This is a genomic window from Shewanella sp. FDAARGOS_354 (assembly GCF_002209245.2).
In the GTDB taxonomy this organism is placed as follows: domain Bacteria; phylum Pseudomonadota; class Gammaproteobacteria; order Enterobacterales; family Shewanellaceae; genus Shewanella; species Shewanella xiamenensis.
Genome location: NZ_CP022089.2, coordinates 2200521 through 2213803, shown reverse-complemented (window position 1 = coordinate 2213803; position 13283 = coordinate 2200521). Strand labels below are relative to the sequence as shown.

General features: G+C 47.9%; 13 protein-coding genes. 8 read left to right on the top strand and 5 right to left on the bottom strand.

The features are described from left to right. The first annotated feature begins 50 nt into the window (after positions 1-50). The 7 genes from CEQ32_RS09985 (at position 51) to CEQ32_RS09955 (ending at position 5883) form a co-directional block, all read left to right on the top strand. Positions 51-491, top strand: coding sequence for a hypothetical protein (locus CEQ32_RS09985; protein ID WP_015066586.1), 441 nt, complete (start codon positions 51-53; stop codon positions 489-491). A gap of 69 nt (positions 492-560) precedes the next feature. After that, the gene (locus tag CEQ32_RS09980) at positions 561-2216 is read left to right on the top strand and encodes a VWA domain-containing protein (protein WP_088585947.1); all 1656 of its coding nucleotides are present in this window, start codon (positions 561-563) and stop codon (positions 2214-2216) included. A gap of 83 nt (positions 2217-2299) precedes the next feature. Continuing rightward, positions 2300-2797: a RadC family protein gene (gene radC, locus CEQ32_RS09975; protein ID WP_088585946.1), complete on the top strand. Its 498-nt coding sequence runs from the start codon at positions 2300-2302 to the stop codon at positions 2795-2797. Next, positions 2797-3138, top strand: a complete 342-nt coding sequence (locus CEQ32_RS09970; RefSeq protein WP_011788518.1) for a hypothetical protein — start codon at positions 2797-2799, stop codon at positions 3136-3138. The genes radC and CEQ32_RS09970 overlap by 1 nt, the downstream gene beginning before the upstream one ends. Before the next feature lie 91 nt (positions 3139-3229). Further along, on the top strand, positions 3230-4303 hold the full coding sequence (locus tag CEQ32_RS09965; protein WP_011788519.1) for a primase-helicase zinc-binding domain-containing protein: 1074 nt from the start codon (positions 3230-3232) through the stop codon (positions 4301-4303). 89 nt (positions 4304-4392) lie between these two features. Then, positions 4393-5100, top strand: coding sequence for a hypothetical protein (locus CEQ32_RS09960; RefSeq protein WP_011788520.1), 708 nt, complete (start codon positions 4393-4395; stop codon positions 5098-5100). A 372-nt stretch (positions 5101-5472) separates the two neighbouring features. Continuing rightward, entirely contained in the window at positions 5473-5883 is a 411-nt protein-coding gene (locus CEQ32_RS09955; protein ID WP_008985542.1) for a DUF3703 domain-containing protein, read from the top strand. Between the two features lie 65 nt (positions 5884-5948). Here the strand turns inward: CEQ32_RS09955 and CEQ32_RS09950 are convergent, their stop codons facing one another. From CEQ32_RS09950 to CEQ32_RS09930, 5 genes are all read right to left on the bottom strand, one after another. Further along, the gene (locus CEQ32_RS09950) at positions 5949-9071 is read right to left on the bottom strand and encodes an efflux RND transporter permease subunit (protein ID WP_011788521.1); all 3123 of its coding nucleotides are present in this window, start codon (positions 9069-9071) and stop codon (positions 5949-5951) included. A 9-nt stretch (positions 9072-9080) separates the two neighbouring features. Continuing rightward, the gene (locus tag CEQ32_RS09945) at positions 9081-10100 is read right to left on the bottom strand and encodes an efflux RND transporter periplasmic adaptor subunit (RefSeq protein WP_011788522.1); all 1020 of its coding nucleotides are present in this window, start codon (positions 10098-10100) and stop codon (positions 9081-9083) included. A gap of 78 nt (positions 10101-10178) precedes the next feature. Next, positions 10179-11423 (bottom strand): TolC family protein, encoded by a 1245-nt coding sequence (locus tag CEQ32_RS09940; protein WP_008985545.1) that lies wholly within the window; start codon positions 11421-11423, stop codon positions 10179-10181. A 51-nt stretch (positions 11424-11474) separates the two neighbouring features. Continuing rightward, positions 11475-11840 carry a hypothetical protein gene (locus CEQ32_RS09935; protein WP_011788523.1) on the bottom strand — a complete coding sequence of 122 codons (366 nt, stop codon included), beginning with the start codon at positions 11838-11840 and terminating at the stop codon, positions 11475-11477. Positions 11841-11882: 42 nt separating this feature from the next. Continuing rightward, complete coding sequence (locus CEQ32_RS09930) at positions 11883-12788, bottom strand: cation transporter (RefSeq protein ID WP_011788524.1); 906 nt, start codon at positions 12786-12788, stop codon at positions 11883-11885. Between the two features lie 22 nt (positions 12789-12810). Between CEQ32_RS09930 and cadR the strand changes: the two genes are divergently transcribed. Beyond that, the gene (gene cadR / locus CEQ32_RS09925) at positions 12811-13275 is read left to right on the top strand and encodes a Cd(II)/Pb(II)-responsive transcriptional regulator (RefSeq protein WP_011788525.1); all 465 of its coding nucleotides are present in this window, start codon (positions 12811-12813) and stop codon (positions 13273-13275) included. The last annotated feature ends 8 nt before the right edge of the window (positions 13276-13283 follow it).

The window sequence follows — 13283 nt, the reverse complement described above, 5'->3', positions numbered from 1 at the left end:
GCATGTTGCCCTGAAGGGCGCATGTCCTCTGAACTATGTAAGAGGAAATTATGCAATCAACCATCCATAACCCCAGCCAACTGAACCAGTTTGAACCGCATTTTCGTGGTGTGACTGATGCGGTTGAAAGTGAATCGATACCAGAAGTGGCGTGTTGTCGAGCGTTAGTACAACGGTCGTACTCAACACATAGTGTCGTGATCCCTAAGAACCCTGTGCTGATCGCAGATGCGGACGCACAAGGTGTTTGGTTATCAGCCATGGTATTTGTTCCAAACATGGCATTGCAGCAAGCCGCTTTTGAGCGGGACTGGCTGCAATATCAACACGAGGTGTCTACTCAGTTACAGGACCAGTACGGTCTGACATTGGATGACATCCTGAGTTTAGACCAGCTTAAAACGTCATTTGAACAGCACGAGAGTCCAGCTCAATTGGTGGCTTGGTTAGGTCAAAAATACGACCTGGATAAGCTAAAAGCACAGGTTTAAACATCCACATTCCCAGCGGGGAAACGCTCCCGCTGAGGGAGTATTCCCCCTAATGATTAGGAGACTCCCATGAATCATCCATTAAAAAACGCACTGCCAATCGTTGCCGCCGCTTATGGCGAAAAGTTTGGTGTGAAGGTGCTTATTCAAGGACAAGATGCGTTTACCGATGGTGAGCGGATTGTGATCCCAACAGCAAACCCAGACGACCCACACTATCAACAGATAGCTTGGGGTTATCTGGCTCATGAAGCGGCGCATATTCGGCATACCAATTTTGACATGGTGCAGAAGGCGTCGTCCAAGCCGATCCGAAAGGCACTTCTCAATATCATTGAGGATGTTCGCATTGAAAACGAATTGGCAAAGGATTACCCCGGAACCCGGCGCAGTATTTCGCAAGTGATTAAGTACATGGTAGACACACAGCAAATGTGTGTACCTGAACAGCTTGAGCCTGCATCTAACTTGCAAGCATGGTTGTTGTTCCGCTTGAGATGCCATTTTCTCGGTCAGAAAGCACTGACGCCTTTGTATCAAGTTGTTGATGAAAGAGTCAGACAACTCTTTCCTGCCGCAGCGATGAGCCGGTTAAGCGCCATGCTGACAGTAGTGCCTAGCCTAGCGTCTACAGGTGAAGTGCTAAAACTTGTCGATGCCATCGTTGCCATGTTGGAAGAAGAATCTCGTCCACCACAGGATGAGTCGGATGCTGATAACGGTAATGACATTGGACAAGATGCGAGTAATGACAGCAATAACAGTAGTGACAGTCAAACCCCGGAAGCAGACTCGTCTGCAATGGGGGATGCTGCTGAAACGGGGGATTCAGATAACTCTGATCAAGCTGACAATTTGCGACAAGCCTTAGAGGCCAGTGCCGCTCAGTTTGAACCCGATACCTTTGCCCAAGTGGCAGAAGTGTTGTCGGAACAAGCTGAAGGACATCAGGGTGTCACTCCACTCAGTTTGCCCCAAGCAGAGCACGCTATGTTGGGTGATGAGGCCATCTTGACCTTATCGGCGTCTGAGTCCGCTCAAATTCGAGCCCGACTTAGGGGCATGGTTCAGTCCAGTCAGGACAATCGGAATCATGCCAAACGGCACGGTCTTCGAGTTGCAACCCATCGTCTTGCCGCTTCACAAGCAGGTGAGTCGAGATTGTTTATTCAAAGGCAACCTCGCATTGCGCCTAATGCTGCTGTGCACTTGCTGGTCGATATATCGGGTTCAATGGGTAAACCCATTGGAGAAGGTAATCGAAAGTACTTTCATGTTGCCAATGAAGCCGCTTTGGCTTTGGCCATGGCACTGGAAGGCATACCGGGTGTTGTACCTGCGGTCAGTTATTTTCCTGGTATTCATCAGGAAGTTTCTATCGCGTTATTGCCCAAGCAATCGGTTCGACATCGGGCCGCCTGTTTTGACCAAAAACCACGAGGTTGTACGCCTATGGCGCAAGCGATGTGGTTTGCGGCAAACAGTTTGTTAGCGCAAAAACAGAAGCGAAAGCTAATGATAGTGCTAACGGATGGTGACCCAGATGATTGGACTGCCACGCATGACATTGTTGACCGGTGCAGACGCAGTGGCTTTGAGCTGCTGGGGATCGGGATTCAAACACGCAGTGTTGAAAAATTCTTTCCTCAAAGCATTGTGATTAATGACGTCAAAGATCTAAAGCGTGAGTTATTCGAAGTAACACAACAACTGTTAATTCAGTAACCACATCAATTTTACCACCCTGCGGGGACGATTCCGTCTCCGTCAGGGCATGGGTTCGTCTCCGCTTTTTTTTGGAGACTCCTATGAAAAACAGAAAGTTCTTAGCTGGCGAAGAAGCCGGTACTTACATCGTTCCTGAGCAGGTGACCGAGGCGGATATCTTAGATATGGCGCTCAAGCTTGCTCGTGGTCGATTGAGTAAAGGTCGCAAAATTGAACAGCCATCGTCGGCGTTCTCATACCTGCAAACACTGATGCACGAGTATGAGCACGAAGTCTTTGGCGTGCTGTTTCTTGATACAAAGCATCGCGTTATTCGATTTGAAGAGCTGTTCAAAGGCACTTTAGATGCAGCGAGCGTGTATCCAAGGGAAGTAACAAAGCGAGCGCTAGAACTTAATGTAGCAGCAGTGATATTGGTTCATAACCATCCATCGGGTGATCCTGAACCCAGTGAATCTGATAAACGCATCACTCATCGACTTCGTGACGCCTTGTCACTTGTTGATATTCGAACGCTTGACCATGTCGTGGTCGCATCCGAGGGCTGCGTTTCGCTTGCCGAACGCGGTTATCTGTAATGAATGGGCGTATTGCCCATTCTCCTACATCACAAAAGCAGTCCCATCAGCACACATCAGCACAGCTCGAATTTCTATTTGAGTTTGATGATGCCCCTGTCACTTGGTCTGACACGGAAATCTGGCAGTTACGCGAAGGCATTCTATTGGATGCGATCCGTGTATTGCTAGACGGTCGTGTCAGTACTCGATTGCGAAAGGATGTGTTGTCGTGGATTCAAAATGACGAATTAGCGCCATTTTGCTTTCGTGTTTGCGCTATGGCTGCGGTTGTCGATCCTGATGTGCTTCGTGATTCCATCATGTGGCTATTAAGACGACATGGTATCCAGCTTGACTAACGTTCCTGCATTAACCAAACGGCTCAATGCAGGACCCAAGCTGACTTTTACCACCTGTGGTAGGAGTCGGCATTTTACTTAAGGAGGTTATATGGCGTTACCTTTACAAATTGAAACAGTAAGGCCATATCTTAATGGCCAATGGCTTCAAATACTGGCGGCGTTGGCGCCAGAACTTGATGCCGCTATTGCTCGAAAAGGCCGTCATGTGGCTTGTCCTGTTCATGGCGGTCGTGATGGCTTTAGGCTGTTCAAAGATGCTGAATATACCGGAGGTGGCGTTTGTAACACCTGCGGTATCTTTCATGATGGCTTTGAACTGTTGTCTTGGATTAATGGATGGAACTTTGCTCAGTCTATTGAAGCAATCGGCCAAGTTCTAGGTATTCAACCCGGACAAATACAAGCGCCTACTCGGCCAATACCGAGTAACGCTGTTGATTGGAAGGCTAAAAAGCAGGAAGAGGACAAAGCGATTATCCATCGCTTGAATCAAACCTGGGGAGAAACGTTATCTCTTGCAGATACTCGTGCGCAACCAGTTTGGAACTACTTGCGTCGTCGTGGCATTGTTACCCGGCTTCGTCCTGAATGGGATTCGGTGCTGAGGTTTCATCCAAGCTTGCCTTACCATGATGAAGATGGTCTGTTGATCGATAGCTACCCAGCGCTGCTAGGTAAAATCGTTACGCAGCAAGGGCGTTCGGCCACGTTCCATCGGATCTACCTAAGTGAAGATGGATTCAAAGCGCCGGTTGAAAAGCCTAAAAAGATGATGCCGATACCAAGTGACAGAACAATCACTGGCGGTGCCATTCCGATTGGTGAGCCTGGTGAGGTACTAGGTGTTTCTGAAGGTATCGAAACGGCTTTAGCTGTTACCAGAGCAACGGGACAAACATGTTGGTCGGTTGTGAATGCAACGCTACTTGCTAGGTTTGAACCACCAAGTAATGTGAAAATGCTGTACATCTGGGCAGATCATGATCTATCTGAGACCGGCCTGAATGCAGCGAATGAACTCAAGAAAAAAGCCTGGCAAAAAGGCATTCTGACACAAATGTTGATCCCTCCGATACCAACGTCACTCGGCGTGAAAAGTTGGGATTGGAATGATGTGCTGAATGTTTACGGTGCCATGGGCTTTCCGAAAGTTCATATCTGATCCAAGGGGCTTCGGCCCCTTTTTTTGCGCCTTGCATATTTGAAAAAACATGGAGAATGAAAAATAGATAACCAATAGGAGAAACAAATATGATGGTATTAACCCTGTTAACAAAGCAGATTGATGGTGAGTTTACGGTTTACTGGAAGACCGGCCTTCGAAGAGGTGGTGAGCTAAAGGTCGATTTAGGTGAGCAATACGACAAGCTACCTGAGCAGCAAAAGCCAATTGCAGCTGAGGTTTATGCTATTCATCACCTACTGTCAGTGAAAGAGGTGATGGGGAGTAACCGAAGCGGTAATGGGCTTCAAATCCGGGTCAGTAAAGGAGCCATCAAAAAGTTACAGAAACAACGCTCAACTCAGCATTCACTTTACAGCCTGACTAGGTTCTTGCTCACCCGCTACCAAGAAGCACAGATATCGGTAGAAAAACGGGAAGAATGGCTCTCCCATTCCTTCGAAGAATACTGCGTCGATAATGCTACCGTGAGAGAAATCGATGAGGTCATCAATGTGCCAAGTATTGGGCCTGTCGTGGTGACTCGTCATGCACAGGAACGGTTTGTGGAACGGCTTTCAGACGGTGTACCTAAGCATCCTTGGAAGGCTTTGTGCTCAAAGCTGCTATGTTCTGCGCTAACTAAAGCCCAGTTACCAGAAAGCGTCACTATCCAAAAAGCAAAAAAATATGCACAAGAGGCCGAGTTCTGGCAATACATGGGGAGCAAGATGTACTTTGTTATGGTTCCAAGTGGCTCAATTAAAACTTTGGTTACGGTTTTTGCAGTTAAGTGAGCTAATGTAGTATTCGCACTTTATGAATATTACTTATGTGCCAAAAGCGGACATCACTATTTTAATCAATCACAACTCAAGTTTTTTTACATATTGCTAATATTTACTAGAATAGTGAAAGCAGTATCTAAATTAACTATGTTAGTGACAAGGTATGCAGTTTGTTGCTGTTCCAGTTAAAGAACTGTACTTTAATGCACATTAAAGTGCAGAATAGAATCTATGTCTTATCATTATCTAATGTATGTAGTCTCTAAAGAGTACACTTAAGTTAAGCTTTAATTTAATAATCAGTGATATGCTTCGCGTCTCTTATTTAGCGATCGAGGATTGCTCTTTTCTTTCGCAGACTCATTATCTTAGTGATAGTAAATGAATAAAAAAATTAAACATGAGTACCAAATCAGTATGCGCTCAGCCATGGAGGCTGAACAAGTCAATGATTTAGACAATGCGTTTAAGTCTCTTGAAAGAGCGCATATTTTAGGGCAGAGATATTTTATACCGCACATAGCGACGCACTGGCAGATGTTACGAATTGGGCTTAAACGCAATGATAATCGCGAGGTTATTGGTCAGATCGTCCGTTTGATAGCAACGGTTCCGGGTTTTATATTTGGTTGGGTTCCAAGGGGAAATCCTGGAGGCGCGAATATCTCTGCTTTAAAGCCAGTGCCCTTGCCAGCTGACTTGCAACCCTTGCTAGCTGACAGCCCCATTTGGCGGGACGTCTTAATACGCCTGACTATTTACGCGGTTATCGTTTTAATCGTATTAGCATAAACACCCATACTATTGCCAAAACGTTCTTCGCTGCAGCCCAATGCTGCAGCGAAGCAGGTTAATGATTATTCCGTTTGCTGTTTGCGGTTATCGTTTTTGTGCACCCAATGATATAACACGGGCAATACCAACAATGTCAGCAAGGTTGACGAAATAATACCGCCAATCACCACTGTCGCCAGCGGGCGCTGCACTTCAGCACCGGTGCCAATATTAATCGCCATCGGCACAAAACCGAGGCTCGCGACCAAAGCGGTCATTAGCACAGGGCGCAACCGGGTAAGCGCGCCTTCCGTTATCGCTAACAGCAAGTCACCTTTCTCACGCCAGAGATCGCGAATAAAGCTCAGCATCACCAGACCGTTCAACACCGCTACGCCTGATAAGGCGATAAAGCCAATGCCAGCAGAGATTGATAAAGGCATACCCCTCAAATACAAGGCCAACACACCACCGGTGAGCGCCAACGGCACACCGCTGAAGATAATCAACGCATCTTTAAATGACGCAAAAGCCATCACCAGAATACCTAAAATCAGCAGCAACGTAACAGGCACCACAATGCTAAGGCGCTGACTGGCGGACTCCAGCTGCTCAAAAGTACCACCATAGTCCAGCCAGTAACCGGCTGGTAATCTAACGTCACGGTTGATTTGGGCCTTTACCTCTTCTACAAAACTACCAAGGTCTCGCCCGCGCACATTCGCGGTTACCACTACCCGGCGTTTGCCATTTTCACGACTAATTTGCGCCGGCGCAGGCGACACATCTAAGGTAGCCACTTCCTGTAACGGTACAAAGTCCCCATTTGGTAATGGCACCGGCAACACCGCCAGTTTGTCCAGATCGCGACGCAGGGTTTCCGGCAAGCGCACAATCAGCTCAAAGCGTCTGTCACCTTCATACAGAATACCGGCCGACGTACCTCCAATTGCCGCTGATACCCAGTCCTGTAGTTCAACCACATTTAAGCCGTAACGGGCAAGCGCAGTTCGGTTGGGGATCACCGACAAGGTTGGCAAACCAGTGACTTGTTCCACTTTAGTATCCGCAGCACCTTGCACCTTGTTGACGGCTTGCAGAATTTGATTAGCGCTTGTAACCATCTGATCTAAATCATCGCCAAATACCTTAATAGCCAGATCAGCTCGTACACCGGAAATCAGTTCATTAAAACGCATCTGAATAGGTTGGGTAAATTCATAGTTATTGCCCGGCAATGTCGCCAAAGCAGCCTCCATTTCAGCGACCAATTGGGCTTTGGTTTTATCCGGATTGGGCCATTCACTGCGCGGTTTTAATATCACAAAGTTGTCAGCCACATTGGGTGGCATCGGATCGGTCGCCACTTCTGGGGTACCAATTCTGGCAAACACTTTATCAACCTCAGCAAAGGTTTTGATCTTCTGCTCCAGAATTTCCTGCATTGCAACGGCTTGTTCTAAGCCGGTGCCCGGAATACGCATGGCGTGTAAAGCGATATCGCCCTCATCAAGCTGAGGCACAAACTCTGCCCCCAACGTGGTCGCCAACCACAGACACACACCAACCAGAGCACTGGCCAAACCAATCACCAGCCAGCGAAATTTGAGTGCCAGCGCTAATAGCGGTGCGTACAGGGTTTTAGCGCCTCTTATGACCGCACTTTCTTTTTCACTGATTTTACCATTTAAGAACACCGCCACAGCGGCAGGCACAATGGTCAGCGACAACACCATAGCGGATAACAGGGCCATCACCACAGTCGCTGCCATAGGATGAAACATTTTACCTTCGACACCGGTCAGCGAAAAAATAGGAATATACACGATAGTAATAATGGCCACACCGAACAAACTGGGCCGGATAACCTCTGCAGTTGCCAGATACACCGTATTTAAGCGCTCTTTTAGCGGTTGGATACGGCCGTTGTGCTGTGCCTGCGCCAGGCGGCGAACCGCATTCTCGACAATAATCACCGTACCATCAACAATTAAGCCAAAATCCAGCGCACCCAGGCTCATCAGGTTGGCAGAAACGCCGGCTTGTACCATGCCGGTAATGGTCATCAGCATTGATAGCGGGATCACCGCCGCAGTGATTAACGCCGCCCGCAGGTTGCCCAGCAGGATAAACAACACTACGATCACCAGTAATGCGCCTTCCAGCAGGTTTTTACTGACGGTTGCAATGGCTTTATCCACTAAGGTGGTGCGATCATATACGGCTTCAGCAATAATACCCTCTGGCAGAGAGCTTTTGATCTGCTCCAGCTTTTGCGCGACATCGCGTGCCACTGTGCGTGAGTTTTCATCAATTAACATCATGGCTGTACCCAGCACAGCTTCTTTACCATCCTGAGTTGCCGCACCGGTTCGCAGCTCTTTGCCAATGGCAACATCGGCAACGTCACTCAGCTTTACCGGTATTGTGTCGTATTGCGTAATAATGACATTAGCAATGTCATCCAGAGAGGTTAACTGACCGGGCGAGCGTACCAGCAGTTGCATGCCCTCACGTTCAATATAACCGGCACCCCGGTTGTCATTGTTGGCTTGCAGGGCCAGTTCAACATCCTTAATACTCAGGCCATAATTAAGCAGTTTCAGTGGGTCGGGTAACACATGGTATTGCTTGTTGTAGCCACCAATACTGTTTACCTCCACCACACCTTTAACCTGTGCCAGCTGAGGTTTTATTATCCAGTCCTGGATTTCCCGCAGTGCCATGGCATCGTAAGGTGAACCATTTTGTTGCAGCGCGCCCGGCTTGGCCTGCACCGTATACATAAAGATTTCACCAAGACCGGTTGAAATAGGGCCCATTTCAGGCTCTATGCCCTCAGGCAACATATCCTTGATAGCGCTTAACCGGGTGTTGATTAAATTGCGGGCAAAGTAGATGTCCGTGCCTTCTTCAAACACCACCGTTACCTGTGACAAGCCATAGCGTGACAATGAGCGGGTATAACTTAAATTGGGTAAGCCATACAGGGCAGTTTCTACCGGATAGGTAATACGCTGCTCTGCTTCAAGTGGCGAATAACCCGGTGCCGCCGTGTTTATTTGTACCTGAACGTTAGTAATATCCGGCACTGCATCAATCGGTAACTGTTGGTAGCTCCAGCTACCAATGGCAATAATCAACAGTGTCAGCATTAAAAATAGATACCGCCTCGCAATAGCCAGGCGCAACATGGATTCAATCATAGTGCCCCCTTAATGATCATGCTCGGCTTCAGATTTTTCAATATCCGCTTTTAACAGATAGCTGTTTGTAGTGACATACAACTGGCCGGGCTTTAAACCGGCAATCACTTCGACATAATCCATGTCGCTACGGCCAAGCTGCAATGGGGAAAAGACATATTCGCTATTATTTTTCACGAAGACACCGCTTTTATTGTCCAGTATTTGAATGGCCGATTTTTTAACGGCAAGCTCAACGTTGAATTCACCGCTTATCACAGCACCTTCGATCAATTGCCCGGACGACAGTTTACCGTCACGGTTATCCAGCTTAACTCTGGCCAGTTGATAGGGCTGGGTTAATGATGGGATGATATGCGCAATTACGCCGTTAATCTCAGTTTCAGCGGCCATAATGACCACTTTTTGTCCTGTCGCGACAGCATCTTGTTGTGACGGGTACAGGCGAAAATCTGCCCACAGGCCGCCAAAATCAGCAATGCTAAACAGCGTCTGCTGCTGTGCGACTTCACCAACATTGGCGCTGCGCTGAATAATAACGCCGTCAATTGGCGCTTTAATGGTATAGGTATTTAAGCTCTCATTTGACTCGACAACGGCCAGTACATCGCCTGCTTTTACGCTGTCACCCAGCGAGAATTTCACCGAGGTAAGAATACCGGGAAAACGGGCATTAACATGGCTGATGCGGTTTGGATCAGCGCTAAGCTTGCCATAAACAACCTGATGTTGGCGTAATCGCTGGCTGTCAGCACGGTCTGTGACAATATTAACTGCCGTAGCCATATCATCACTAATGCGGCTGCTTAGGGTTTCGTTGTGTTCATGCTCGTCGTTTTCGTCGTGCCCTTCATGCTCATTGTGTTCTTCATGTTTTTTGTGCTCTTCATTTTTCTTAGTGTCAGATTGCGGCTTTACCGCTTGTTCTTTGGCATGGACGTGAGCTTGTTCTTGCTCATTGGCGGCCATTACATGCATCGGCATCAGCCAGGCTGCAATAAACATTGCCAGTGTTACATGTGGTTTCATAATGCTATCTTCCTGTATGTTCTGTTTGCCACGTCGCACAGTTAATTAAGTGCGGCAGCGGGGCAATAATCTTGTCAGTTACTGCGTTACCGGCTCGGCGGTAAGCTGTTCAATCGTCGCCTGGCTCAATAGCACCGCAGTGGCGGTTTCCAGTAAGTGTCTTTTTGCCTGCAACAATTCTTGCTGGGCATTAAGCCAATCCTGATAATTTGAGCGCCCGCGCTGGTATGCATCACGCGTAAGATCCAGCGCTTGTTCCAGGTTGGGGATCACGTACTGCGCCAACTGTTGGTGACTGGTAATAAATTGCTGTCGTTGCGAGTACGCATCAAACAAGCGTTCATGCAGGATCAGTAAGCTATCCTGCTGTCGATACTCGACATTGTTTCGCTCTGCCAGCGCAGCTTCGATGGCTGCACTATTGCGACGTTCAGCAAATAACGGCACTGAGATACCAAAGGTAAGGCCTGTATCATCACTGGCCTGATAGCGTCTTACCCCTACCTGCCAACTCAGATCGGCGCGATTCTGGCTTTGTGCCAGTCGCACTTCAGCGTCTTTTAACCGACGTTCAGAGGCAAAAATGGTTAACGCCGGCGATTGTTGCAGCCGCTGATACAGCTCAGCAAAAGGGCGGCTTTGGCCAAAAGCAAACAAGTTACCTGCCACAACGTTAAAGTTGGCGCTGGTATCACCCCAAAAACGTGCTATGGCTATTTTTTGCCGCTCAATGCGCTGCAACAGGGCGTCCCGCCCGATCTGAACCTGCGCCAGTTGCGCCTTTGCCCGCATGATTTCAGCATCTGACAAGGCACCGCTGGCAGCACGTTTTTCAGCGCTTTGCAGCAGGGCTTCTGAGAGCGCTACGGCCTCTTCTGTCAGTGTCAATTCCTGCTGGCTGGCCAATAGATTAATATAATTGCGGGTAAGCTCTGCCAGCACATCCAGGGTTTGCGCCTGTTGCTGCCATTCAAGAGTATTGAGCCTGGCGTCTACTACCGCAGCGCGCCATTGAGCTTTATTATCCAGCTCTATCACGGAAGATAAGGCGATTGTCAGCTCAGCACCGGCCAGCCCTCTGGCCTCTCCGGTGCCCGCAACATTCTCAAGCTCTACACCGAGTTGATAACCGGGTTTAAGGCTTTGCAAATCACGCTCTGCAAACAGACGCTGTTGCGTAAATTTAAACTGATGCAGCTGAGGGTTGTGTTGCAGCGTTTTATCTATTGCCTGTTGTAATGTCAGTGCTTGCGGCTCTGCACGTAGCGGAAGCGCGCAAAATACCGCCGCCAGTATTGCTGGCAGCATTAGTGTCATACGCATGGGTATGCTCCTGAAAGTTAATCGTTAATAAAAAAAGATAAACAAGCAGGATCAGATATTTGGCGGCGGCACCGGTGGGGGATAGCTAATGAGGTTTAACCCTGGTTGGGTAGCGGCTATAACACTGTCACGGAAGTTAAGCAGTTCCATGCCCTGAAAAAAAGCGATATAGCAGGTCACATGAGCATGATTACTGTGTTCGTCGGCATCATGCTCAGAGTTATGTGCAACGTTATGTGCAGTGACTTGCTCACTGCTTACGTCGAAAAGGGTATCTGAGTGGCAGTGTTCATGTTGCAGGTCAGTGTAGGCATGGGCATGATCAGGCAAATGCATAACTAACGCATCACAGGCCATCACGGCATGATTCAGCATAATCAGCAACAGTAATAATAAGCCTGATGTACGACCTAACATAAATCCCTCAGTAAGTTAGCGCTATGGTAGCGCTATTGCGACTTACGCTTTTAGCTGTAAAATCCTGCGCGCACCATTGAGTACAACTAATCCAATGATGAACCCTATTACCAGATCCGGATAGCGTGACCCGGTCCAGGTGACTAATAATCCGGCCAAAATCACCCCAGCATTTGCGATAACGTCATTTGCAGAGAAAATCCAACTGGCTTTCATATGCGCGCCGCTTTCTTTTTGTTGATGAATTAACGAAAGACAGATCACATTAGCAACCAAAGCAATAGCGCCCATAATTAACATCAACGTCGACACTGGCTCGTTACCAAACAGGTAGCGCCGTATCACCTCACTGATCACCCCAAAAGCTAAAATTAATTGCAGCCAGCCGGCAAGCTGTGCGGCGTTTAATTGAACCTTGCTACTACGCCCGACTGCGTATAGCGCAACCCCGTATACCGCTGCATCGGCAAACATATCCAAAGAGTCGGCTATTAACCCGGTTGATTGAGCCAGCCAACCGGTCACAAACTCTACTGCAAACATCACCGCGTTAATGCCCAGCAACCATTTTAAAATTAACTCCTCACGCAGCGAACCTGATTCTGTGGATTGTCTGGCCTGCGTTACCTCTTCGGGTTTCACCGGCCCGGTCTTTGTCAGCGATGCGCCCAGCCCTAAGCTGTGCATTTTTGTTGTAATTTCATTGGCATTCACCGTGTGAAAAACGCGAACCTGCCTTTGTCGGATATCAAACTGTAACAGAACACCGGGCTCAACTGTTTCCAGCGCCATACGGATCAAACGCTCTTCGGCAGGGCAGTCCATTTTAGGCACCCTAAATTCACTAAGGTAGGCATATTTTGCATGCTTATCAGGTGCATCAACGGCGCTATTTTCACTGTTGCCCGTTTCGCTACACTTATCATTGGAACAGCATTTTGCATTCATAACCGATAAACCTTGGGTTGATATGAAACCTAGTTTAAACTCTGTAGTTACTATAGAGTCAATAGGCAGTATCGAGATGATCAAGATTGGAGAGCTGGCAAAAATCTCTGGCTGTTCTGTGCAAACCATCCGTCACTATGAAAAGGAGCAGCTTCTTGCGGCGAAACTACGTAGCGATGGTAATTTCCGCCTCTACGATCACGCTGATATCGAGCGGTTGCTATTTATTAAACACTGCCGGAGTTTAGATCTGAGTTTGGCAGAAATTCGTCAGTTACTGAGTTTGAATGACTCGCCAATGTCGCAGTGTGATGATGTTAATCAGATGATTGAACAGCATATCGAGCAGGTAGAACGTCGCATAGCGGATTTAACGCAGCTTAATAAACAACTAAAGGCTTTACGTCTTAGCTGCAACTCGAAGCGCACGGTAGAGCACTGTGGTATTTTAAAACAATTGAATGAAGCCGTTAGTCAAACCAACTAAGTTGTTAT

Bases quoted from the DNA above. Each gene is read 5' to 3' on its own strand.
- CEQ32_RS09970 (WP_011788518.1), top strand. From the start codon at position 2,797: ATGAATGGGCGTATTGCCCATTCTCCTACATCACAAAAGCAGTCCCAT.
- CEQ32_RS09945 (WP_011788522.1), bottom strand. From the start codon at position 10,100: ATGAAACCACATGTAACACTGGCAATGTTTATTGCAGCCTGGCTGATG.
- CEQ32_RS09965 (WP_011788519.1), top strand. From the start codon at position 3,230: ATGGCGTTACCTTTACAAATTGAAACAGTAAGGCCATATCTTAATGGC.
- CEQ32_RS09940 (WP_008985545.1), bottom strand. From the start codon at position 11,423: ATGCGTATGACACTAATGCTGCCAGCAATACTGGCGGCGGTATTTTGC.
- CEQ32_RS09930 (WP_011788524.1), bottom strand. From the start codon at position 12,788: ATGAATGCAAAATGCTGTTCCAATGATAAGTGTAGCGAAACGGGCAAC.
- CEQ32_RS09960 (WP_011788520.1), top strand. From the start codon at position 4,393: ATGATGGTATTAACCCTGTTAACAAAGCAGATTGATGGTGAGTTTACG.
- CEQ32_RS09935 (WP_011788523.1), bottom strand. From the start codon at position 11,840: ATGTTAGGTCGTACATCAGGCTTATTATTACTGTTGCTGATTATGCTG.
- radC (WP_088585946.1), top strand. From the start codon at position 2,300: ATGAAAAACAGAAAGTTCTTAGCTGGCGAAGAAGCCGGTACTTACATC.
- CEQ32_RS09980 (WP_088585947.1), top strand. From the start codon at position 561: ATGAATCATCCATTAAAAAACGCACTGCCAATCGTTGCCGCCGCTTAT.
- CEQ32_RS09955 (WP_008985542.1), top strand. From the start codon at position 5,473: ATGAATAAAAAAATTAAACATGAGTACCAAATCAGTATGCGCTCAGCC.
- CEQ32_RS09950 (WP_011788521.1), bottom strand. From the start codon at position 9,071: ATGATTGAATCCATGTTGCGCCTGGCTATTGCGAGGCGGTATCTATTT.
- cadR (WP_011788525.1), top strand. From the start codon at position 12,811: ATGAAACCTAGTTTAAACTCTGTAGTTACTATAGAGTCAATAGGCAGT.
- CEQ32_RS09985 (WP_015066586.1), top strand. From the start codon at position 51: ATGCAATCAACCATCCATAACCCCAGCCAACTGAACCAGTTTGAACCG.